The organism is Psychrobacillus sp. AK 1817, assembly GCF_008807035.1.
Taxonomy (GTDB): Bacteria; Bacillota; Bacilli; order Bacillales_A; family Planococcaceae; genus Psychrobacillus; species Psychrobacillus faecigallinarum.
The window spans coordinates 3063707-3084768 of the sequence record NZ_CP031739.1 but is presented as its reverse complement, the minus strand read 5'-3'; the positions used below and the strand labels follow the sequence as shown (position 1 = coordinate 3084768).

The 21062-nt window shown below is 38.4% G+C and carries 21 protein-coding genes; 7 read left to right on the top strand and 14 right to left on the bottom strand.

Annotated features, from left to right (window positions below; genetic code table 11):
• Positions 1 to 196: 196 nt before the first annotated feature.
• The 7 genes from D0S48_RS15450 to D0S48_RS15420 all read right to left on the bottom strand — a co-directional run bounded on the left by D0S48_RS15450 (position 197) and on the right by D0S48_RS15420 (position 7997).
• On the bottom strand, positions 197 to 1723 hold the full coding sequence (locus tag D0S48_RS15450) for a tripartite tricarboxylate transporter permease (RefSeq protein ID WP_151112541.1): 1527 nt from the start codon (positions 1721 to 1723) through the stop codon (positions 197 to 199).
• 18 nt (positions 1724 to 1741) lie between these two features.
• On the bottom strand, positions 1742 to 2191 hold the full coding sequence (locus tag D0S48_RS15445; protein WP_144541695.1) for a tripartite tricarboxylate transporter TctB family protein: 450 nt from the start codon (positions 2189 to 2191) through the stop codon (positions 1742 to 1744).
• Positions 2192 to 2246: 55 nt separating this feature from the next.
• Positions 2247 to 3257, bottom strand: a complete 1011-nt coding sequence (locus tag D0S48_RS15440) for a Bug family tripartite tricarboxylate transporter substrate binding protein (RefSeq protein ID WP_151112539.1) — start codon at positions 3255 to 3257, stop codon at positions 2247 to 2249.
• A gap of 138 nt (positions 3258 to 3395) precedes the next feature.
• Positions 3396 to 4091: a response regulator gene (locus tag D0S48_RS15435; RefSeq protein WP_144541691.1), complete on the bottom strand. Its 696-nt coding sequence runs from the start codon at positions 4089 to 4091 to the stop codon at positions 3396 to 3398.
• Positions 4075 to 5691 carry an ATP-binding protein gene (locus tag D0S48_RS15430; protein ID WP_151112537.1) on the bottom strand — a complete coding sequence of 539 codons (1617 nt, stop codon included), beginning with the start codon at positions 5689 to 5691 and terminating at the stop codon, positions 4075 to 4077. The genes D0S48_RS15435 and D0S48_RS15430 overlap by 17 nt, the downstream gene beginning before the upstream one ends.
• 1 nt (position 5692) lies before the next feature.
• Positions 5693 to 6622, bottom strand: a complete 930-nt coding sequence (locus D0S48_RS15425; protein WP_151112535.1) for an AEC family transporter — start codon at positions 6620 to 6622, stop codon at positions 5693 to 5695.
• 145 nt (positions 6623 to 6767) lie between these two features.
• Positions 6768 to 7997 (bottom strand): YecA family protein, encoded by a 1230-nt coding sequence (locus tag D0S48_RS15420; RefSeq protein ID WP_151112533.1) that lies wholly within the window; start codon positions 7995 to 7997, stop codon positions 6768 to 6770.
• A gap of 95 nt (positions 7998 to 8092) precedes the next feature.
• On the opposite strand from D0S48_RS15420, the gene D0S48_RS15415 reads away from it, so the two are divergent.
• Genes D0S48_RS15415 through D0S48_RS15400 form a run of 4 tightly spaced genes read left to right on the top strand, consistent with a single transcriptional unit; the run spans position 8093 to position 10484 of the window.
• Positions 8093 to 8812, top strand: a complete 720-nt coding sequence (locus D0S48_RS15415; protein WP_151112531.1) for an ABC transporter ATP-binding protein — start codon at positions 8093 to 8095, stop codon at positions 8810 to 8812.
• A 12-nt stretch (positions 8813 to 8824) separates the two neighbouring features.
• Complete coding sequence (locus tag D0S48_RS15410) at positions 8825 to 9568, top strand: ABC transporter permease (RefSeq protein WP_151112529.1); 744 nt, start codon at positions 8825 to 8827, stop codon at positions 9566 to 9568.
• Between the two features lie 50 nt (positions 9569 to 9618).
• Positions 9619 to 10077 carry a LytTR family DNA-binding domain-containing protein gene (locus D0S48_RS15405; RefSeq protein WP_151112526.1) on the top strand — a complete coding sequence of 153 codons (459 nt, stop codon included), beginning with the start codon at positions 9619 to 9621 and terminating at the stop codon, positions 10075 to 10077.
• Entirely contained in the window at positions 10074 to 10484 is a 411-nt protein-coding gene (locus D0S48_RS15400) for a DUF3021 domain-containing protein (RefSeq protein WP_151112524.1), read from the top strand. Before D0S48_RS15405 ends, D0S48_RS15400 begins: the two co-directional genes overlap by 4 nt.
• Before the next feature lie 88 nt (positions 10485 to 10572).
• Here the strand turns inward: D0S48_RS15400 and D0S48_RS15395 are convergent, their stop codons facing one another.
• The 3 genes from D0S48_RS15395 to D0S48_RS15385 form a co-directional block, all read right to left on the bottom strand.
• The gene (locus D0S48_RS15395; protein WP_225321632.1) at positions 10573 to 11742 is read right to left on the bottom strand and encodes a PstS family phosphate ABC transporter substrate-binding protein; all 1170 of its coding nucleotides are present in this window, start codon (positions 11740 to 11742) and stop codon (positions 10573 to 10575) included.
• Positions 11743 to 11753: 11 nt separating this feature from the next.
• On the bottom strand, positions 11754 to 12602 hold the full coding sequence (locus D0S48_RS15390; RefSeq protein ID WP_151112522.1) for a VanW family protein: 849 nt from the start codon (positions 12600 to 12602) through the stop codon (positions 11754 to 11756).
• A gap of 157 nt (positions 12603 to 12759) precedes the next feature.
• Positions 12760 to 13374 carry a PH domain-containing protein gene (locus D0S48_RS15385; protein WP_151112520.1) on the bottom strand — a complete coding sequence of 205 codons (615 nt, stop codon included), beginning with the start codon at positions 13372 to 13374 and terminating at the stop codon, positions 12760 to 12762.
• Between the two features lie 123 nt (positions 13375 to 13497).
• Here D0S48_RS15385 and D0S48_RS15380 point away from each other — a divergent pair, with 123 nt between their 5' ends.
• Positions 13498 to 15645: a M28 family peptidase gene (locus D0S48_RS15380; RefSeq protein WP_151112518.1), complete on the top strand. Its 2148-nt coding sequence runs from the start codon at positions 13498 to 13500 to the stop codon at positions 15643 to 15645.
• 112 nt (positions 15646 to 15757) lie between these two features.
• Here D0S48_RS15380 and D0S48_RS15375 read toward each other — a convergent pair whose 3' ends face one another.
• Both D0S48_RS15375 and D0S48_RS15370 read right to left on the bottom strand, forming a co-directional pair.
• Entirely contained in the window at positions 15758 to 16717 is a 960-nt protein-coding gene (locus D0S48_RS15375; protein ID WP_151112516.1) for a D-2-hydroxyacid dehydrogenase family protein, read from the bottom strand.
• An 18-nt stretch (positions 16718 to 16735) separates the two neighbouring features.
• The gene (locus tag D0S48_RS15370) at positions 16736 to 17470 is read right to left on the bottom strand and encodes a sulfite exporter TauE/SafE family protein (RefSeq protein ID WP_144541666.1); all 735 of its coding nucleotides are present in this window, start codon (positions 17468 to 17470) and stop codon (positions 16736 to 16738) included.
• Between the two features lie 161 nt (positions 17471 to 17631).
• Here D0S48_RS15370 and D0S48_RS15365 point away from each other — a divergent pair, with 161 nt between their 5' ends.
• Positions 17632 to 18624, top strand: a complete 993-nt coding sequence (locus D0S48_RS15365) for a PQQ-dependent sugar dehydrogenase (protein ID WP_144541664.1) — start codon at positions 17632 to 17634, stop codon at positions 18622 to 18624.
• Positions 18625 to 18686: 62 nt separating this feature from the next.
• Here D0S48_RS15365 and D0S48_RS20985 read toward each other — a convergent pair whose 3' ends face one another.
• Positions 18687 to 19667, bottom strand: coding sequence for a GNAT family N-acetyltransferase (locus D0S48_RS20985; RefSeq protein WP_225321631.1), 981 nt, complete (start codon positions 19665 to 19667; stop codon positions 18687 to 18689).
• Between the two features lie 75 nt (positions 19668 to 19742).
• Here D0S48_RS20985 and D0S48_RS15355 point away from each other — a divergent pair, with 75 nt between their 5' ends.
• The gene (locus tag D0S48_RS15355; protein WP_191963815.1) at positions 19743 to 20882 is read left to right on the top strand and encodes an FAD-dependent monooxygenase; all 1140 of its coding nucleotides are present in this window, start codon (positions 19743 to 19745) and stop codon (positions 20880 to 20882) included.
• A 30-nt stretch (positions 20883 to 20912) separates the two neighbouring features.
• On the opposite strand, the gene D0S48_RS21140 is transcribed toward D0S48_RS15355, so the two are convergent.
• Positions 20913 to 21047, bottom strand: coding sequence for a hypothetical protein (locus D0S48_RS21140; RefSeq protein WP_255475362.1), 135 nt, complete (start codon positions 21045 to 21047; stop codon positions 20913 to 20915).
• Between the last annotated feature and the right edge of the window lie 15 nt (positions 21048 to 21062).

Below are 21062 nucleotides of genomic sequence, written 5' to 3'. Positions count from 1 at the left end.
AAACAGCTACCAAAGTTTATGACTCTGGCAGCTGTTTTGAGGGATAAGAAAAGCATATAGACAGGCGGGGAGGTAGACAGCTAAGGCCATTCCAAATGACGTGTAAGCGACAGGGCCAGCTTTTTCACTCCCCCACCAGAAAGCGCCCGCTTAAAGCGGAAATATCTTAAAACCATCTTTTAAGAATCCCTTATATCTATTCTTCCTCATTAATAATCACTTGTTTCCCTCTAGCCTTTAATATAAGAGGGACTAACAACCAAGCAGCTGCCACAATTATGAAAACTAATGATAATGGTTTCGTAAAGAAGATACTAAAGTCTCCGTTAGAAATGGTCAGTGCACGGCGCATGTTATTTTCTATCATAGGACCTAACACAAGTGCAAGCACTAATGGGGCAACTGGGAAATCATTTTTAGATAAGAGATACCCAAGTATTCCACAGCCTAATAATAAAAACAAATCGAAGGTTGTGTACTGTACAGCGTACACTCCGAAAAATGAAATGGCTATAATCATTGGTAGCAAATATTTTTTAGGTGTTTCAATAATTTTTGCAAACACTCTAACTAATGGCATATTCAACACAAGCAGCATCAGATTCCCAATGAACATACTAGCAATCAGACCCCATGCAACCTCTGGATGCTCATCAAATAATAACGGGCCTGGCTGAATATTATACATAATAAGTGCTCCCATAAGGATCGCTGTTGTCCCAGATCCAGGTATACCTAGTGTCAAAAGTGGAATCATCGCTCCACCTGAAGCTGCATTGTTTGCTGATTCTGGACCAGCCACTCCTGCAATATTCCCCTTGCCGAAAGTTTCAGGCTTTTTGCTAAATTTCTTCTCTGTAGTGTAGGAAAAGAAGGATGCAAGTGTAGCCCCTGCTCCTGGTAAGACTCCAATAAAGAAGCCAAGTAATGAACCTCGGACAATAGGTACAGAGCTGTCCTTGATATCCTGTTTAGTGGGTAGTATGCGGTTTATCTTTGCTATATTACCCGTCTCTTCATCTTTCTCCAATATCGTTTTAAATACCTCACCTAGTGCAAATAATCCTACAGCGATTGTTAAAAACTCTAGACCAGAATAAAGAATCGGTTGGTCATATGTAAAGCGAGCAATACCGGAAACTGCATCAATACCAATCGTTCCTAGCATGAGTCCTAAAACAGTCATTATTAATGCCTTGGTCATAGACTTTCCTGCGAGCCCACTAACGGCAGCTAGCCCCAGCAGCATTAAAGAAAAGTACTCAGCTGGTCCGAATTTAATCGCGACATTAGAAAGAGGCTCGGCTAGCAGCACTAGACCGAGAAGGGCAACAATTCCTGCCACGAATGATCCGATAGCAGCGATGGATAAAGCAGCTCCTGCTCTGCCCTGCTGTGCCATTTGGTATCCGTCTAATGTAGTTACAACGGATGAGGACTCTCCCGGTGTATTCAATAATATAGATGTCGTTGACCCCCCATACATAGCACCATAATAAACCCCTGCTAACAATATAATAGAGCTAGCTGCTGCAGCTTCTGTTGGCATCCCCGACGTGATAGTTGCAGTTACCGGAATTAGGAGAGCCACACCGCTCATAGGTCCAATCCCAGGTAAAACGCCAACAGCGGTTCCAATAATTACACCTACAAATGCAAATAATATATTTTGCCATTGGAAGGCAACACTAAATCCATCCATTAAAAACTGTAATGTACTCATCGCTTGATGTCTCCCTCCTTATAGCAGTGGAAATCCTGGTAACGAACCTCCGAGCAGCTCTGAGAATAAGTAATAAACCCCGACTGAAAATACGGCAGATATGATGACCGAGTAAATAACTTTTCCACGTTCAACTGTTTGAAAAGCAACAAGCAGAAAGAGAAAAGTAGAAATAACATAACCAATCTTTTCGAGTAAAAAGGCGTAAAGTAAGGCACTAACAAAAATTATGATAAATTTCTTATATTGAAGCTTTTCTTTGCCAGATTCCTCTGATTTATATTTAAACGTTTCATATATTAAGCGAATACTAAGAAGCATTAATATAATTCCAAGCCACATCGGAAAGATTTTTGGTCCTACTGAGGAGCCATATGCGCTATCAGAAATTTTTTGACTCTCCACCAAAAAAATTATTCCTACCAATAAAAAGCCAATACCAGCAAAGCGGTCAAAGCTTTTATTCATCTATCTATCCCTCCCACCAAAAGGAAAAGGCGACTTTACTAGTCGCCTCACCTGATTATTTCTGCATACCAAGAGCTGTTAGCAATTCTACAATTACTTCATCTTGCTCTTCTAAATAAGCGGTAAAGTCTTCTGAGTTACGATATTCACTAGCCCAGCCGTTTCTCTCAAGCTCTGCTTTCCACTCGTCTGTCTCCGTCATCTTTTCCAGCTTTTCTGACCAATAGGTTACAGCACCTTCAGACATTTCCTTAGGGCCAAAAATTCCACGCCAAATAGTGAATTCTGCATCAATTCCGGATTCCTTGAATGTTGGAACTTCAGCAAGCTCTCCCTCTAATCGTTCACTAGAGCTAACTGCCAAAACTCTCACATCTCCAGACTTCACATAAGTTGCGATAGTAGAAGCATCTGTAGCTATCACATCAGCATTTCCACCAAGAAGAGCAGCAACTGCTTCTCCCCCTCCGTCATAGGGCACATACTTTACAGACTTAGGGTCGATTCCCGCTTCATGTGCTGGTAGTACTCCAACTAAATGATCCATAGAGCCCGGTGCTGACCCTCCAGCTAAAGTAACTGCTTTCGGATCTGCTTTAATAGCGTCTAGCACGTCTTGAAGTGATTCAAACTTAGAATCATTTTTTACTACGATTGCGCCATAATCACGAGTAAGCTGTGCTAAAGGAGTAGTATCCTTGTAGCCATATGGACTATTCCCTTCAGCCTTGTTGTTATTAATAAGAATTGGTGGTGATTTAACCATTAGGACATGATCATTTTTTACTTCTTTCGTAGCGAATTCTGCCATGTATACAGCTCCACCACCACCTGGTTTATTCTCCACTGTAATTGGCTTCTCCACCAATTTTGTATCGTTTAATGTTTTTGCAATGGCACGTGCTGTAAGATCCCAGCCACCACCTGCTCCAGAAGGAGCAACAAGTGTAATGTTATTCTTTGGATACTCCGATGCTTTAACACCTCCATCATCCGATGAACACGCTGCAAGACCTAATGTAAGTGTTGCGACTAAAGCGATAGGAGCAAATTTTTTCATCCACATCTAACTTTCCCTCCTTATAACCTATTTTATGAGAGCGTTTTCATACGCTTTCTATTAATTTATCAAAACATTTTATATATTCAATGTTTGTGGTTATAAGTTCAATAAGGAACATAAAAATCATTTTGTTCATATTGTTCACGACTGATTTATAAAGTATCTTCTCTCTGGTCTTCCTACTGAACCGTAAATAAGCTCTGTATAAACGATTCGTTCCGATACTAAATACTCTAGATATCGCCGTGCAGTTGAGCGACTAACACCAATATCCATTCCAAGTCCCTCTGCTGTAATCCCATCCTTAATTTGTTTAATATGATTGACTACCTTTTCCTTTGTAATTGGATCTATCCCTTTAGGAGGTATTGCTTCCTTTTCTAACGTACCGTTAGTTGTACTGTTTCCCCAAAGAGATTTGATGATGCTTTCCTGGACTTGGCCCTCTTCTTCTAGAATGTCTCTTTTTGCCTTGTACGCAAGTAAGCTTTCTTTAAATCTTTCAAAGGTAAGTGGCTTTAAGATATAGTCTGCTACACCGCTTCGGAATGCTTTTTTTACAATATTAGATTCAGAGGCAGCTGTGATGAAGATAATGTCTGTTTCTGGACTATATTCCTGAATGACTTTTAGTAGCTCTGTCCCTTTCGTATCAGGTAGGTACACATCTAGTAAAATCAGATCCGGCTTATATGAAATAATCCAATCCTTCGCCTCTTCTCCCGTGAAGGCTGCACCAATCATTTGGAATCCTTCAATTTTCTCTATAAATCTACGATGAATATCAGAAATTCGTCTGTCATCCTCTATGATTAAAACTTCAATTTCCTTTGTCATGCAAGTAACCTCCTTTTGGTATAGACACGATAAACAATGCCCCACCCAAATCTCCTCGTTCAATGGAAATCTTTCCAGCTAAATCATTTAAACTATCCTTTACCTTAACCAATCCGTATCCATGATCTCCCTCACTTTTTGTGGATATCTTTTCAGTTAGTACAATATCTAATAGCCCATTCGGCATTCCATCTCCAGAATCCTCGACTTCTATAATAATTTCTTCTCCATTATCAAAAATATATATCCGAACATTTCGTTCTGCTTCTGGTTTAGATTCGACCGCCTCAAAGGCATTTGTCACTAAATTTCCTATAATAGAGACAAATAAATGCTTTTGTAAATGACTTGGAATCTTTTCTAAGTAACTATCCTCATCTAAGATAAAGCGCACCTTCAACTCCTTGGCACGATTTAAAAAGCCAATCACAATTCCCCCTAAAAAAGGGTCCTGCAGTCTTCTAGTCATAAATTGAATAAGCGACTGATGCTCTGCTGTCTCTAACTGTATTAACTCAATCGCATCCTCGTAGGAATGAAGCTGTATTAAGCCAGAAATTGTGTAAAGAAAATTGTGATACTCATGAGTTTGTGCTCTTAGGGCTTCTGTGTACTGCTTTACCTGTGAAAGCTCCTCCGACAGCTTGTCTATGTCAGATTGAAGACGAAAGCTTGAAACTGCTCCTATAATTTCCTCACCGACACGTATTGGAATTCGATTAACAATAGCCTTTTTCCCTTTAATCTCCATAGGTCGGTCTAAATGCTGCTCCCCAGTCTCCATAACCTGCAGGAGGTATGTATTAGGGATAACCTCCCAAATGTTCCTCCCAACCAATTGGGCTTCCGTAGGTAAAGAGAGAACTTCATGAGCTGCCGTATTAATCATGGTAATGATTCCCTTAGCATCGACCATTATGACTCCCTCCCGTATCGACTCTATTAAAGCATTTCGCTCCATGAACAAGTTAGCAATTTCCGAGGGTTCTAGATTAAAGAGCTCCTTTTTAATAGTCCGTGCCAAAATACTAGAGCCAATAATTCCAATGGCTATTGCAATCAAAACAATATATGCAATATTATCAATATACCTTGCAAAGATAAGACTCATGTCTTCCTTTAAAAACCCTACCGAAATAATCCCGACTATTTCCCCTTGTTCATCCAAAACAGGAGCCTTTCCTCTTAACGCAGATCCCAATGTCCCAGTCGCCTCGGAAACGTAGGATTTCCCATAAACTAATGCTTGCTCATTGTCATCGCCAACCATTTTTTCTCCTATTCTGTCCTCTACTGGGTGGGCGTAACGATAGCCTTCCTCGTCTCCAATAACAATATATTCCGCTCCGGTTAAACCCTGAATCTCTAGAGCTATTGGCTGTAGGAGCTCAGTAGGATTTTCTGACTGAAAGCCCGCCAAAATATCCGGTCGCTCCGCTGTCGTCTTGGCTATACTGAGTGCCCTTTCTCCAATTTCATCTTCTATTGCATGAGACATTGTAAAATAAAGAGAGACACCGATAATAATTGCAACTAATGACACAAAGATTGCACCAAACCCAAATATTCTTTTTTGCAATGAACGTTTCTGCTTCTTCATCTCATCCCCACCATATATTCGATAAATAAATGACAACTGTTACTGTTAGGCAGCTAACAACGGTTGAAAACAATACTATTTGTGCTGCTAGGTTTGGCTCCACATCATATTCTAGTGCCAAGGTTGAACTGTTTCTAGAAGTCGGAAAAGCGCTTGCGATAAACAAAGACTGAGCAACGACTCCATCCAATTCCATTAAAGTGATTAATCCAAAGGCAAGCAATGGGCCTATTATTAAGCGACCAAATGTGCTAAACAAAATGAGCTTGTTGAAAATAGTCTTTATATTGAGCTGCGCCAATTGTGCGCCCAGTGTAATAAGCGCAATTGATATAAATGCATTAGCTAAATAGTCGATTGGAATTCTCAATGATATAGGAATGCCAATATTCCAGTAATTCATCAATGCCCCTATTATCAGCGCATGTACCAATGGGAGACGAAATAAACTTTTCAATATGTCCAGTCCAGATTTTGTAGTAGATATCAAATTATAAAGTCCATATGTATAGGTCATGATATTTTGAAAGATAACAATAATGATTTGAATAGAAGTTCCCAGTGGATTGGCATAGAAAAGCATTTGACTGACCGGAATCCCATAGTTTCCAGAATTGATCAGCACGATACTATTACTAAAAATAGCTGACTGCTTCTTCTCTAGCTTTAAAAGTTTTCCAAGCAGCCAGCTAACCACCATTAAGCAAGCACTAAAAATAAGCAGATATAGCGTAATGCTTCCTAATATTCCTGCATTAACTTCAGTCTCATAAATGTTAATAAACACAGCGGCTGGCATTAGACAATAGGTGATTAGGTTAGATAACGCTTTCAGGTTAAACGAAAACTTCCATTGTAGCCATGCACCAATCATCAACATGATTAAAATAGGTGCTACTACCTGTAAAAAAACCATACTTAAATATTCCATATCCCCTTCTCCTTTCATAATTTTTCCCCCGTAAAATTTTTAGATGTTATTTAACTTTTTAAATTTTCTGCTATATCATTATATAGAAAAACCACCAGTTAATGGTGGTTCTCCTGTATTTCATTAATTTTTTCAATAAAGCTAATCATTTTCCACAGCATTTTTTATATTTTTTACCGCTGCCACACGGACATGGATCATTTCTACCTATTTTTTCGCTTACTACTGGTTGGGAAGCCTGTGCTTGTTGCTCTTGTTCAAACTCTATGGCGTTTTGCTCCGCAATTTGCTTCCATTCTCCCAACGAATCATGTGAACGTCCCATTACTGTATAGAAAGCGTAAAGTGTTTGTTCTAAATCAATCATACCGCCATGGTAGCCATTACTAAGGTAATCCTCTATTAAAGGAAATGCTTGCTCTGTTAAGTGAGCTGTTATAGACTCAATAACAGTCTCTTTTCCAGTCTCATCTAACTTATCATAGCTTTTTATTAGTACTTCTATTGCTTTGTCCGTTTTCGTTTCTTTTAAAATACTGGTCGCATAAATACACGTTTCATTCTTCATCGCATAGGGAGCAACTGCTTCCACTACATCATCTAATTGAAAGCTACTAAGTGCAACTGCCACTTCTTCTAATAGAATATCTTCTTCTCTATCTAATAGGGTAGCAAGCGAAGGTATATATTCATTTAACTGTAGGATACCAACTGCTCTTACAGCTAAAATGCCAGCGACCGAGAAATGTTTTTCTCCTATCTCTTGCTCCAGAATTTTCTTCACTTCTTGAGGGCCATAGCTGTCCTTCTCAATCATTCGTCCAAGTATCTTTTTAGATTTTTGAAATTCTAGCGCGTTGAATCCATCACGGTTAACATTCCCAACAACCTCCTCATACGTTTTCCAAAGCGCATCCTTGCTTGCCTCCAATAATAATTGATTGAATTCAATGTACTCCGTTCCAATATAAGGAGTAAGCTGATTTGCTTTGTCCACCAGAACCTGAGAAGGTAGATTCATGACATATTGAAGGACTAAATGTCTCTTCGACTTTGTTACCTTTTGGAGGAGCTTCATCAGAATCGGGAACGTTTCTTCTGTTACATTATTCTCCTGTCCCCAGACTAGAATGGAATCCCTTTCTTGTACGTCAGCATTTAGCGCATTCGTTAGTTGTTCATTTACCGTCTCACTTGGCGTAAATGGAAATTCATTCAGTACATACGATGCAAATTCTCTGACCAGTCTTTCCTCATGATTAATCATGGGAGTTACTTTGTTTAAGAATGCTTGATTCATTTGAATTCCTCCTTTAATACTCTCAATATACTTCCTTTTAGTAGACAATTGCAACTGACCTATAAATTTATGCAAGTTACCTCCTCCAACTTACCACTTACCGAAATACAGAAGAATGCAAAGCAGAATCATCATACACTTGGTTTATAAATAAAACGGGAGGGATTATTTTGCATATTATTGAAGTTCAAAATTTGAAAAAATCTTATGGGGATAAGGAGGTACTAATAGGTTTAGATTTTCAAGCAACAACGGGGGAAATCATCGGGGTGATTGGAAAAAATGGAGCAGGTAAATCTACTTTTTTAGAAATTCTCATGACTATCAAACAATTTGATGCTGGAAGTGTCCTAGTACTAGAAGAAAATATTTGTTCCATTTCCATGCAGCGCTTAGAAGAGCTTCGAAAACAAATTGCGGTTGTTCTACAGCCGACTCAATTTTATCGTACGTTAAAGGTAGAGGAATTATTAAAGCTATTTAAGTCCTATTATAGATCCTCCATTGATATAGAAAAAATTATGGGAGACTTTAAATTAGAGCCACATCGCAAAAAATATTTTGATAAATTATCTGGTGGCTGGAAACAAATTGTAAGCCTATCTATTGCATTTTTGTCCGAGCCCAAGCTGCTTATTTTAGATGAGCCAACCACTGGTTTAGATCCACATATGCGTAATATGCTGTGGTCCTATATAACTCAATACAATGAACGCACCGGAGGCACCGTCATTTTGACTACCCACAATATGGATGAGGTAGAGCTGTACTGTGACAAGGTATTGCTAATCAACAATGGTACAAACGAGGTTTTTGCTACAACCGATGAAATTTTAGCTTTAGGCCACCGCTCCATCAATGACTTTTACCTTCAGAAAGTATCTATCTAAGGGGGACTTATCATGTTAGCTACACAATTAAAATATGATTTACTTATGTTTTCTAGAGAAATTTTTTACCTTGTCTTTGCCATTGTTATACCACCAATCACGTATATCTTTATGGGCCAATTATATGGTGAAATGACGTATGATCATGGATTAAATTATGCACAATCTTATACACCATCCTTTATTTTACTTATAACATTCACCGTTGTCTTTTTTGCTTTTGGGTTTGATCAGGTCACTCATCGTACAACTGGTGTTGAAAAACGAATTCGTCTATCTCCTGTACCCAAAAATATTTTACTAACTTCAAGCATTTTACGGGCGATTATTATTACAACCATAGGCTACCTTATGATATTTGGCATTGGATTAGTTATGTATGATTTGTCCTTTGATTTAATGAACGTTCTTACTTCCTACGTTTTTTTTATACTTATGAACGTTGCATTACTAATCATGGCGTCTGCTATTTACTCCTTTTTCAAGAATATGAACAGTGCTCTTGTATTTTCTATCGTTATCATGCAGGTTGTCATTTTTACCGGGGGTTTTGCACAGCCGATTAACTTAATGCCAAAGTTTGTGCAGGTTATTGCAGAGCTAAACCCTCTCTATCATATGAATAACATGTTTAAGGCAGTGTGGAATGGTCAGCTTTCTTTGTCTAATGAAACACTGATTTCTCTTAGCTATATTGGAGGGGTTCTGATTGTATCTATCCTCCTTATTCGTTTCATGCACAAGCGGAAAATCTAAAGACAATTATTATTTGAAGGTTTACACTATTGATAAGAGAGGTGCTGTAAATGAAAGTATCGTTAACTATTGATAGTGAATTTAAAGAGACGAAAGTCAAAATTGAAACGCCTAAGCTAAGTGAATCAGTTCAGGAATTATTAGAGTTTATAAAAGGCAGAGAAACTGAATTTTTAGTTGGTAAAATAGGTGAAATGCAGCATATTTTAAAGCCAGAGGACATTCATTATTTTCATACAGAAAAGGAGGCGGTTATTGCAGTAACCTCAACTGGATCGTATAGATTGAAGGAAAAGTTATATGAGCTAGAGGAAATCTTACCATCAAGCAAATTTATACGTTTATCTAAATCAGTAATAGCTAACCTCTATGAACTCAATCGTTTTGAGGCTTCTTTCAATGGGACGCTATGCGTTTACTTTAAATCTGGAGCAAAAGAATATGTCTCTAGAACGTACGTCAATCATATTAAGGAGGCCCTAAAGATGAACAGGAGGAAAAGCGAATGAAAACTTTTTTGTTTAGAAGCATGATTGGTATCTTTTTCGGTGCATTTATAGCTGTCCTATTAACAAATGGTGTCGTTCTCTTTAGTGACAGAGAAACATTAAACGGGCCGCTATTCTTGAAAAATTCATTAGGTTCTATATTTTGCGGTTGGTTATTCACAGTAACTCCACTCTACTTCGAGAATATGCGTTTTACAATGATGCAAGCAACTGTCCTCCATTTTCTAACTGTTTTTGTAGCATATTTTATCTTTGCCTTCTTTATAGGCTGGATTCCTTTTACCTTGTTTAGTTTTGGAACTGCACTTACCATTTTCGTTGTTGTTTATACCTTACATTGGCTAGCCTTCTACTACTATTTCCGTATACAAGCAAAAAAACTAAACAAAGAACTAAACTCTATATAAGAAAAGTGTAGGAAATCTGTGGAGGTAGTTCGCAGATTCCTATTTCCTAACACATGAATAATAGGTTATGAGGAAAACTCGCAACCTATTATTCATGTATTGGTACATATCCTGTTTTTTCAACTAGTTCCTGCCCTTGCGGAGAAAGAATCCATTCGATGAGTTCATCTACATGGGGATTTTTAGTATTGGTTGTTATTACATAAAACTCTGATGCAATTGGATATTGGTTGTTTCGAATATTCTCTTTCGTAGGTGCTATCCCGTTTATGTTTAATAGTTTAATCTGGTCGTTTTTCACCATTTCATTCGAATAAAAACGAAAGGTGTAACCAATAGCATTTTTATAATTTTTATATTGGGCTACCTCTTCAATAATTCCATCCATGGCATTCACAATATCCTGAGTCGGAGCTTCCATTAAAGGAGTTTCTCCCATTAAACTTTGTAAAGCTGTTTGACTCCCACTACCCTCAGGTCGTTGGAATGCTCGTATAGAATCGTCACTTCCTCCAACATTCTGCCAATTTTTAATGCTCCCTGAGTAAATATCCTGGATTTGCTTAATACTGAGCCCGTCTACTTCATTTTTTTGGTGGACAAAAAACACAAATGCTTCTCTCCCAATCGGTGTAAGTTTAAGCTCTACACCATTACGCTTTGCGTGATTGATTTGCTCCTTAGAAGGCTGCGCCACGAAAATCATATCTACCTTACCTTGGATTAAATTATTGTATGCATCGGGAGTTGTATTCACCATGACTTCACTGGAGCCTGGCTCATATGTTTTTTCTGGGTAAATCGCCTGAGCAAAAGAAGCATACAAAGGATACAAAGCAGTCGCTCCGTCCATCTTAGGAAGATTATCTGTAATTTTTAGCGACGCCTCTTCTTCTAGCGTTGCAATCTTTAAAGGCTCAATGAATGGCTGATACTCCCTAATATCTAATTCTGCCCCCACTGTTGGAATACTATTCTCGTACATCTTTTTAACAGGAGTAATTGCACTAATTGCTAGAGCTATTCCCATGATTCCTAAAAACCATTTTGTCCTTTTTTTAGTAGTAAAAAAATTAAACAATCGGAAAATGAAAAATAAGTACAGGGCAATTGCTCCAGTTATTAATGTCGCTATATAATAAATGTTTCCAGTCAATGCAAGTACTACGAGAATGAAAAATGTTATCATGCTTAAGCCTATTAAACTAAAAAATGCATAGAATATTTTTGCTCTTAGTGACTCTTTTCGTTCATCCATTCTATTACCCCCTAATACTTTGCAGAAGTTGTCAGCATAGGCTCATACATCATTATCGCGTGATTTTGCGTAATGAACTCATCATCAATTAACCCACCCTGCAAATCATATACTCTTCTATAAATACTGTTGTCTCTAACATAGCCTCCCCAATATTCCTTCGAAATTAAATGGTCCTTCTCGTACACCTCATATCTACTAGTAGCAGGGTTGTCTGCTCTCCATTCTCCTACTAAATGGGTATCCGTTAGATATAATATTAATTGATAGGGCTGACTTGTTTCATTCGTAATCTGCAGATCCAAGTAATTGTATGCACAGGTAGCCCCGCTTCCAAATGGTTGACTGCGATTAGAATCGGGGAATACATCATAACTATGGCGATATCGCTCCGTTACCTTAAGCGGTGTATGCAATGTAATCCAATAGATCAGGTTTGATAATTGGCACAGGCCACCTCCGACTCCTACCGTTACCTTTCCATAGTGTAAAATCATGCCTTCGACGTAACCCTTTCTCTTACTCGTATTTCCGATTAATCGCCAATATGAGAGCGTTTCTCCAGGTTGAACGATGACACCACTTATTTGCTTAGCAGCAATTTTAAGATTCCTAATCTTGTTATGCTGTAGCCACATTTCTACATCTTGTAATTCGCGGAGTAGAAGCGTTTGATGAGAGGCAATAACCTTTGGCTTTCTATTCTCTACCTTCTCTAAAGCATATTTTTTCTTTCCAGCATACCAATCAACATAACGCTTCATACGAAAATACTTTTTTCCAAAGTAAATGCGTAATTGACTTCTATCTATCGGCTTCAGTGATTCCACTACTTGTCCCTCCTGTTCTGAATTAGACATATAGCTCAATAATAGACCAACTTTTCAGAAATAAGAAGCATCACTTTGATAATATTGACAAAATAGGAGTTAAATCCCTTGTAATAGAGGAGCATAAATTAGACAAGTTATTTGACATAAAAAAACACTACCCATACAGGTAGTGGCTTAGTTCATCTTATTCGTTAATAAATAAATCAAATACATCCTTGAAGTCTTTTTTCAAGTATTTGTCTTTTTGCTCTAGCATCCAATTCGAAGAGAATTGAGTAATTGCTTCGAATGAAGACAATGGAGTAGTATCTTTACTTTCCATTTTGCCGACGGACTGAGCCGCATAGCCTAAGCTGTTTTGAGCAATTTCATATTTCTTTTTGTTGTCTATCGTTTGAATTGAAATGGTATGGATTGCCTTATACAAATCTTTAATTTCTGTCGCAAACTTTTTGTGAATATCAATGCTTAATGGAACATTACCAATCGTGAATTTAATCTCCATATCAAGATCAATGGTGCCTGCAGTTTCGAGCGCTACATCAGTAATCGGATTGTACGCATAGTCATAGCGGCGTAATGTTCTTTTCTTGCTAATAGCATTTTCCCCGTCTACATGAAACAGAGCTTTGTTGGTAAAGCAATATTCATCAGATTTTGTTTTAATGAGAAAATAAACTATCTCACCTGCTTCGTGCATGACAAAGTCATCCGATTCTGTCTTATCAAAATCTGCTTTAGACACAACAACTCCGATATCTGAAATTCCTAAAGCATCTGACGCAAGCTTTTTAAACATATAATTGACCTCCTTAAGTTTCCTTCATCTTATAATATTCCCTATTTCCCGTAAAGAAAAGTGGTAATAATTATTATTTTTTGATAATATTAATTTCTACATAGTATGAAAGGAATGTGATACATGAAAAGAATCACAAAGGCGCTAACTCTATCCCTTCTGGTAGGACTTGCTCTTGCAGGCTGTACTGACAAAGAGGTAAAAGAGGACGCTGATAAAGTAAAAGATGGTTTAATCGATAATATTTCAGATGAGTATTTATCATCAGTTGATGTAAATTATGCCTACGAATTTACTAAAAGCTTAGAAGAATTTAAAACAAATGAAAAGCTTGGATACCGAACTGCTGGTTCTGTGGCTGAACTAAAAACCGGTGAAAAAATTGGACAAGAGATGGAGAAAATAGGCCTTACCGAAGTAACGAAGGATGAGTTTTCTTTAGATACTTGGACATTTGAAAAAGCCGATTTAACGTTCACCGATGAAAACGGGAAGGAACATTTAGCTGTTCTTGGTGGGTATCAGGTTAATTTCAATACAAATGGTATGAAGGAATATGATATTGTTTACGGTGGAAAAGCAACTGCAGAGGATTTAGAAGGCCTCGACATCGAAGGCAAGCTCGTTTTAATAGATATTAATCAGCGTGAGGAATGGTGGATAAATTATCCTGCTTATCAAGCCCATGTAAAAGGTGCTGCAGGTGTTATAGCCGTACAAGAAGCTGGTTATGGCGAAGCATCCCCAGATGCACTGAATGCTCAGGATATTTGTGGACCAGATGATGCCCCTGCATTTTCAATGTCCCAAACTGATGGAAATAATCTTAAAAAAGCATTGGAAGCTAGTGAGACTGGCTCCATTAAAGTAAAATTTGATGCAAAATCTACTGTTGAAATGGATGGTAAATCCTATAACTACTACGGAAAAATAGTAGGAAAGGATCCCGAGTCCTATATTATCCTATCTGCCCATTATGACTCCTACTTCACAGGTTTTCAGGATGACAATGCAGCAATTGGATTGATGATGGGTGTTGCAAAAGGGTTAGTCGACAGTGGCTATCAGCCGGAAAAAACAATTATCTTTAATGCCTTGGCAGCTGAGGAATGGGGAGTTTCTAACTCTCGTTATGACTGGTCAACTGGAGCATACAATCAAATCTTTAAAATCCATCCAGAATGGGTTGGAAAAGCATTTGCCAATATGAATTTTGAATTACCTGCTTATGAGCATACTACACAGGATGAAATTCGAGCTACTTACGAATTGAATAATTATCTTACAGAGTTCTCTAAAGATGTTCCTACTGTAGAAGGAGTTTATAAAGACGGAATTTCTGTTGTATCTCCATTACGTACTTGGTCAGATGATTTTTCCTTTAATATTGCTGGCGTCCCTGCCCTACGTAATGATTTCCAAGATAGCAATTATATGCGTACTCATTACCATTCTCAGTTCGATACAGAGGAGCAGTATAATGAGGATGCATTTAAATTCCACTTAAACTTGTATGGACTTTTAACCATGCATTATGACAAAACTGCTGTTGTACCTTTAGATTTTACAACCCGTCTAAACGCTATGAAAGAAACATTAGATGAAAATATCTTTGAACAAGCTGAGGTATCTTCGGACAAGCTAATAGAAGAAATTGATCATGTACTTAAAGTGGCAAAAGACGTAAATAAGAAGGTGGCAAAGATTAATGAAGATTACTTAAATGCCCTTTCTAAGGATGATCATGCCACTGCTAAAAAGCTTTATAATCAAAGCCGTCAGCTCAACAGTGACTTGCTATCTGCATTTAAGCATACAGAGGACAGCTTCACTCGCCTTACTTGGGAGGATGCAGTTATATTCCCATTTGAGCATCCGCAAAACAACATTAATAACTTAACTCTATCAATTGAAGCATTAAAGGATGGAGATATCGCTACACCATTAGATGAATACCTTTGGAATATTGATAATAATTGGTATGCCTATGACTTCGACCAAGAAGTATTTGATTACTTCACAGCCTACGTCCTAGATGCGCCAGCCGATAAGCTAATGTGGGGAGAAGGACGAATCGTTGGACACGAAAATCTGTACACATTAATCCACTCTCTTAAAGAAAAAAGGGATACAGAAAATCCAGACCTATCAGAAGAAATTGCAGTTCTGGATCGAGTATTAAAATCTCAAAAAGCACTATTGAAAACAACTACTTCTGAGCAAGTTGCTGACTTGCGAGAGCTTGGCAGACAGCTTGAACAATTGAAATAAGGTAAGTAAAAGGGGCACAAGACTACAATTAGTCTTGTGCCCCTCCTTTTTTGACCCTGTGAGTCAGCTCAGCACATATCGGTCGGTTCTACTCCTAGTATCTCAGTTAGCTTTAATTTATTTTACGGATAGCTTCTCCTTTTAGAAAAGCTGCAATGTCCTCAACTGCTTCTTTAAAGTAGGTACAGTAGTTAATCTCACTCACATAGCCTAAATGCGGAGTTGCTAGCACATTATTTAGTGTGCGGTATGAGTGATTTTCTGGTAGTGGCTCTTCATCGAATACATCTAAGCCTGCTCCTGCAATCCACTTTTCACGTAAGGCTTTTATTAACATTTCCTGGTCTACAATAGCAGCGCGAGAAGTATTGATCAGATAGGCGGTACTTTTCATCTGCTGTAATTCCTGTTTTCCTATTAGCCCTCTTGTTCGGTCGCTTAATACTAAATGAACAGAGACAAAATCACTTGTTACTAGAAGCTCTTCCTTTGAATTTGCCAGACGAACACCATATTGGTCGGTTTGCTCCTTCGTTAAGTTTTGGCTCCATGCGATAACATTCATCCCAAATGCCTTTGCAATTATAGCCATACGACTACCGATTTTACCTAATCCAAGCAATCCTAAAGTTCTACCGTGTAGATCTGTTCCTACGGTGCTCTGCCATGCACCATTTTCTCTTAATGATCTATTCTCCTCTGTAACTTTTCTGGCAAGGTTTAAGATTAGAGCCCATGTCAGCTCAGTCGGTGGCTCTGAAGAGCTCGCTGTTCCACATACAGTTACTCCATGTGCAGCTGCAGCTGCTAAATCTATAGAAGCGTTCCTCATTCCTGAGGTTATTAAGAGCTTTAGCTTGGGTAACTTTTCAAAAAGTGATGCTGTAAAGGGGGTCCGCTCTCGCATGATAACAATAATTTCACAATGGTTAATTGCTTTTAATAGTTCCTCTTCCTTTTCAAAATGCTGAGAGAAGGATTGTACATCTACCTGCTCCTTCACAGTTGACCAGTCGGCCATTTCCATAGCTACATGCTGGTAGTCATCTAAAATTGCACAATGTAATTTCATATAACCTCTCCTTTCCTATTACTTTATATAATCAATTACTATTTGCACTATCAACAAAACTGTTACTACTCGTAGAAGTGGCGTTATGTGCTTAGATTTTAATTTGCGCGCTAGCCTTACTCCTAGCTGCGCTCCAATAATTGCTCCTAACATAAGCGCTAGAGTAACTGGCCACAAAATTTTCCCAGTGGATATATACGTAATAGAGGCTCCAAAACAGCTAGCAAATACACCGATTCTAGCTAGCCCTACCGCTCGGATATAGGCAATTTTCTCACTAGCATACAAGTATAATGCCAGTGTACTACTTCCGGGTCCGAACATTCCATCATACATTCCAATCCCCACTAAGGAAGGAATCGTTTTTTTATTCAGCTGGAAGGTTGAAGTTCCATCAAAATTACCTTTTCCCATAAAGGAGTTAATAAATGCAAAGCTTAATAACACAATCGCAAGGATCATCAACGTCTCTCCGCTTAGGAACGACGCAGTGAGTCCCCCTAATATTCCTCCCCCTAAACAAAATATTAATACAGAAAGTGCTTCCTTCGCTGACACTTCCTTTTTAGAAAAAATGACCAGAAAACTTGATAAAGAGCTAACTGTATTTGATACCTTGTTCGCACCGATCGCTGAATGTATCGGTAAGCCCATAAGCAGCATCAATGGCAGACTGATAAGTCCTCCGCCCCCTACTAGCGTTCCTACCGTATTCCCTGCTATTCCAATTATAAAAAAAATTAGAAATTCCATTGTCTAGCCTTCTTTCTTAACTCTTCTGTAAATTCAGCATACCCTCCCTCTTATGATAAGTAAATTCGATAGAATCTATCGATTATCATTTGTAAAACTTATTGTCTTAGGCAGGATTATGCTTTTCTTTAATAGAAGTACTAACTGGAGGAGGTTTTTATATGAAAAGACTCATACTATTATCACTTATTTTATTCGGATGCTCTCAGGAGGCAATTGAACCTGAAAAAGAAATTGCAGAAAAAGTTGCGACCAATTTAGATATTCCATGGTCAATCAACCAGCAGGATGGCATCTTTTATATATCTGAGAGAGTTGGTACCATAGCTGTTATTGATGGAGCAACTGTTACTCACGAGGAGGTCTTGCTTTCGGATAAGCTATCCTCCGCTTCCGAGGCAGGGCTACTTGGCTTTGTACTTAAACCAGACTTTCAAGAAACTAAGGAGGCTTTTGCCTACTATACGTACGACCTAAATGGTGAATCTTTTAATCGTGTAGTTACTTTAAAGCGAGAAAACAAGAAATGGAATGAAATAGAAATACACATCGATAAAATAAAGACTGGTAATATCCATCATGGCGGAAGACTAGAAATAGGACCTGATGGAAAACTCTATGTAACTATTGGTGATGCAGGTGACCCTAATAATTCTCAGGATGACACATCAATGAACGGAAAAATTGTACGAATGGAGGACAATGGCTCTTTCAAAATTTTCTCCACTGGTCATCGCAATCCTCAGGGACTTGCATGGCATGAAAATGGTACACTTTTCGAGGCAGAGCATGGCCAATCAGCTAACGATGAGATTAATATAATTGAACAGGGCAAGAATTATGGCTATCCCATTATTGAAGGGAATGAGACAAAGGATGGCTTTGTGACCCCAATCATTACTTCGGGCAGTAGTGAGACATGGGCACCTTCCGGCATCACCTTTCATAAGGGCAAGCTATATGTAGCCTCTCTTCGTGGAGAAGCAGTAAAGGTGATGAATGTAGAAACGGGCAATGTAGAACAGTCCATCACTGGCTTTGGACGTGTACGTGATGTCTTTTCAGATGGTGAAGCACTCTATTTTGTCACTAATAATACAGATGGTCGTGGTAATCCAAGCGAGGACGATGATATTTTATATAAGCTAAAATAGGAAAACAAAGCATATATTTTTAAAACATAAAAAAGCATCTGGTCCAGATGCTTTTCTTCTATTTATATATTTCGTTTATATCTTAAGGAAATGGCTTGATCCTCTGGCTTGCTCTCATAGGATTGCTGCTCATGCTGAAATTTAAATCCTCGTGCCTCATAAAAAGGAATTCCAAGCATATTGTCTTTCGTTACCGACACCCATTGTTCATGTGAACCGTATTTACTTCGCTGAACATCTGTTAGATAGCTCAGCAGCCTTGTTCCAATTCCTTTGTTCCTTTTCTCTGGATCCAAGTAAAGGACATATACCTCTGAAATTCCTTTATCATCTACTCCACCGCCAATTGCACCAACGATTTCATTGTTGAGAAGCGCAACAAAGTATCCATTCCAATCACGATTAGTTTCCCCAATTTCCTTTTGGATTCTCTCTACCGTGTAAAACTTTTGAATAACACCTTCTATGTACTCCTTAGAATATAAATCATTATATGTGTTCCATTGTGCAGCTACACATACATCAACTATCCCCTGCTCATCCCCTTGCTGAGCTTTACGTACTAGTAATTCATTTACCTTAAGACACATAGCTATTTGAAATCCTGAACGCCCTAAGTATCTGCGCCCCTCATCTATGAATCCATTCTTTAAATAGACAGCCTGGGCAGCCTTATTGGCTTCGTTGACCCCGAGCACAATTTGCTTTATATCTGGGAAATGCTCTTTTACAAATGAAGGCAGAAGCTTAATAGAGGCTTTAGCTAATCCTCTCCCTTGATAATTGGGATGAATGGAATATCCTCTTAGTAAAATACTTTCTGGTATATCGGTGTAATGTAGCTTGTCATCTCCTATGTCTAATACAAAAAAGCCCGCTACTTGTTCCCCTTCTAATATAACTATTGGAGTGTAGGTAGGATTTGTTTCACTTTTTTTCAACATTTCTATTGGATGACCTGTGAAGGCTAGGTGTTCCTCAGACAATGTGTAATTGTCCAATGCCTCTCGATAGTTTGGTTCATATTTTGCTAATGCAATCATGTTTCTCCCTCCCCTTTTTATTAGCATAACATAAATTTTCTGCTAGACTAGATGTTATTAAGGAGGATGGTTAACGTGAAAATTTCCATAATTGGTGGCGGTATTGGAGGACTTTGTGCAACAGTGACTCTCCAAAATCAAGGTCAAGAAGTACAAGTTTTTGAGTCTGCTAAAGCCTTTCAACCGGTTGGAGCAGGAATAGGAATCGGCTCCAATGCTTTGCAGGCTCTAATGGGAATCGGTGTAGGAGAAGAAATTTTCAATAACGGCTACGTGCTGCATACACAAGTTTTTCAAGATGTGCATGGAAAAACGTTAAACACCATCGACTTCTCCGTCCTAAAAAAAATGTATGGACAAGAGAATATCACCATACACCGCGCTGACCTCCACCGAACCTTTTTAGAGGCTCTCAAACCAAATACCATTCAGTATAATAAAAAATGCATTCACATTCGACAAGATGAAAATGGGATTACAGCTTTTTTCGAAGACGGATCTACAGCTGAAGCAGAGCTTCTAATAGCAGCTGATGGTATTAATTCTCCTATCCGCCAACAGCTTTTACCTAATACCACACCCAGATATTCTGGCTATACTTGTTGGAGAGGTATAACAGAGAACAAAGGAAGGGTAGAAGAATACACTTCCAAAGAGCTTTGGTCCACAAGAGGCAGGTTCGGCATGGCACCAATGAGAGGCGGGCTTATTTATTGGTTTGCTTGTATTAACACCACTCCTAGAAATCCTGCCTATCAACAGCTAAAGCCTCAAGAAGTGGCAGCTATCTTCACTCATTTTCCTAGAGTAGCATCCGATATTATTGCTACTACTCCTGCGGAAAATCTTCTCCATCATGACATTTACGATATTAAGCCTCTTCAAAATTTTGTGTTTGATCGAGTTGTCTTATTAGGAGATGCTGCCCACGCAACCACACCGAATATGGGACAAGGCGCTGGACAGGCAATCGAAGACTCAATTGTACTAGGAAACGGATTTAAACAATTCAAAGATGTAAATAAAGTATTGGCACATTATGAGAAGAAGCGAGTAGCCCGTACAGCTAAAGTAATTCGCCTCTCTAGACAAATTGGGGAAACTGCTCAAATTTCCTCACGTCCTATCGCCGCTGCTCGAGACTTTCTATTCCCTCTTCTCCCATCTAAAGCATTACTATGGCGCCTCAAGTTTTTATTTGATGTGAGGCTATAAAAAAAAGCGCCTGCATTAAGCAGGCACTTATTATTTATTACTTATTTTTTCTAAAATTTCAATGAGGCGATCGTTTTGTCTCTCTATATTTTTTAATCTCTTTTCAATTGTACTAGAAGAGATTAAAACGATTAATAATAGTGCAATGCCTATAAATAAACCCAAATTATTCCACTCCTA

Excerpts from the sequence above, each read along its gene's own strand:
- D0S48_RS15400 (WP_151112524.1), top strand. The coding sequence starts at position 10,074 with ATGAAAACTTTTTTGTTTAGAAGCATGATTGGTATCTTTTTCGGTGCA.
- D0S48_RS15365 (WP_144541664.1), top strand. The coding sequence starts at position 17,632 with ATGAAAAGACTCATACTATTATCACTTATTTTATTCGGATGCTCTCAG.
- D0S48_RS15435 (WP_144541691.1), bottom strand. The coding sequence starts at position 4,091 with ATGACAAAGGAAATTGAAGTTTTAATCATAGAGGATGACAGACGAATT.
- D0S48_RS15390 (WP_151112522.1), bottom strand. The coding sequence starts at position 12,602 with ATGTCTAATTCAGAACAGGAGGGACAAGTAGTGGAATCACTGAAGCCG.
- D0S48_RS15445 (WP_144541695.1), bottom strand. The coding sequence starts at position 2,191 with ATGAATAAAAGCTTTGACCGCTTTGCTGGTATTGGCTTTTTATTGGTA.
- D0S48_RS15410 (WP_151112529.1), top strand. The coding sequence starts at position 8,825 with ATGTTAGCTACACAATTAAAATATGATTTACTTATGTTTTCTAGAGAA.
- D0S48_RS15430 (WP_151112537.1), bottom strand. The coding sequence starts at position 5,691 with ATGAAGAAGCAGAAACGTTCATTGCAAAAAAGAATATTTGGGTTTGGT.
- D0S48_RS15425 (WP_151112535.1), bottom strand. The coding sequence starts at position 6,622 with ATGGAATATTTAAGTATGGTTTTTTTACAGGTAGTAGCACCTATTTTA.
- D0S48_RS15405 (WP_151112526.1), top strand. The coding sequence starts at position 9,619 with ATGAAAGTATCGTTAACTATTGATAGTGAATTTAAAGAGACGAAAGTC.
- D0S48_RS15395 (WP_225321632.1), bottom strand. The coding sequence starts at position 11,742 with ATGGATGAACGAAAAGAGTCACTAAGAGCAAAAATATTCTATGCATTT.
- D0S48_RS15440 (WP_151112539.1), bottom strand. The coding sequence starts at position 3,257 with ATGTGGATGAAAAAATTTGCTCCTATCGCTTTAGTCGCAACACTTACA.
- D0S48_RS15450 (WP_151112541.1), bottom strand. The coding sequence starts at position 1,723 with ATGAGTACATTACAGTTTTTAATGGATGGATTTAGTGTTGCCTTCCAA.
- D0S48_RS15370 (WP_144541666.1), bottom strand. The coding sequence starts at position 17,470 with ATGGAATTTCTAATTTTTTTTATAATTGGAATAGCAGGGAATACGGTA.
- D0S48_RS20985 (WP_225321631.1), bottom strand. The coding sequence starts at position 19,667 with ATGATTGCATTAGCAAAATATGAACCAAACTATCGAGAGGCATTGGAC.
- D0S48_RS15385 (WP_151112520.1), bottom strand. The coding sequence starts at position 13,374 with ATGTTTAAAAAGCTTGCGTCAGATGCTTTAGGAATTTCAGATATCGGA.
- D0S48_RS15380 (WP_151112518.1), top strand. The coding sequence starts at position 13,498 with ATGAAAAGAATCACAAAGGCGCTAACTCTATCCCTTCTGGTAGGACTT.
- D0S48_RS15375 (WP_151112516.1), bottom strand. The coding sequence starts at position 16,717 with ATGAAATTACATTGTGCAATTTTAGATGACTACCAGCATGTAGCTATG.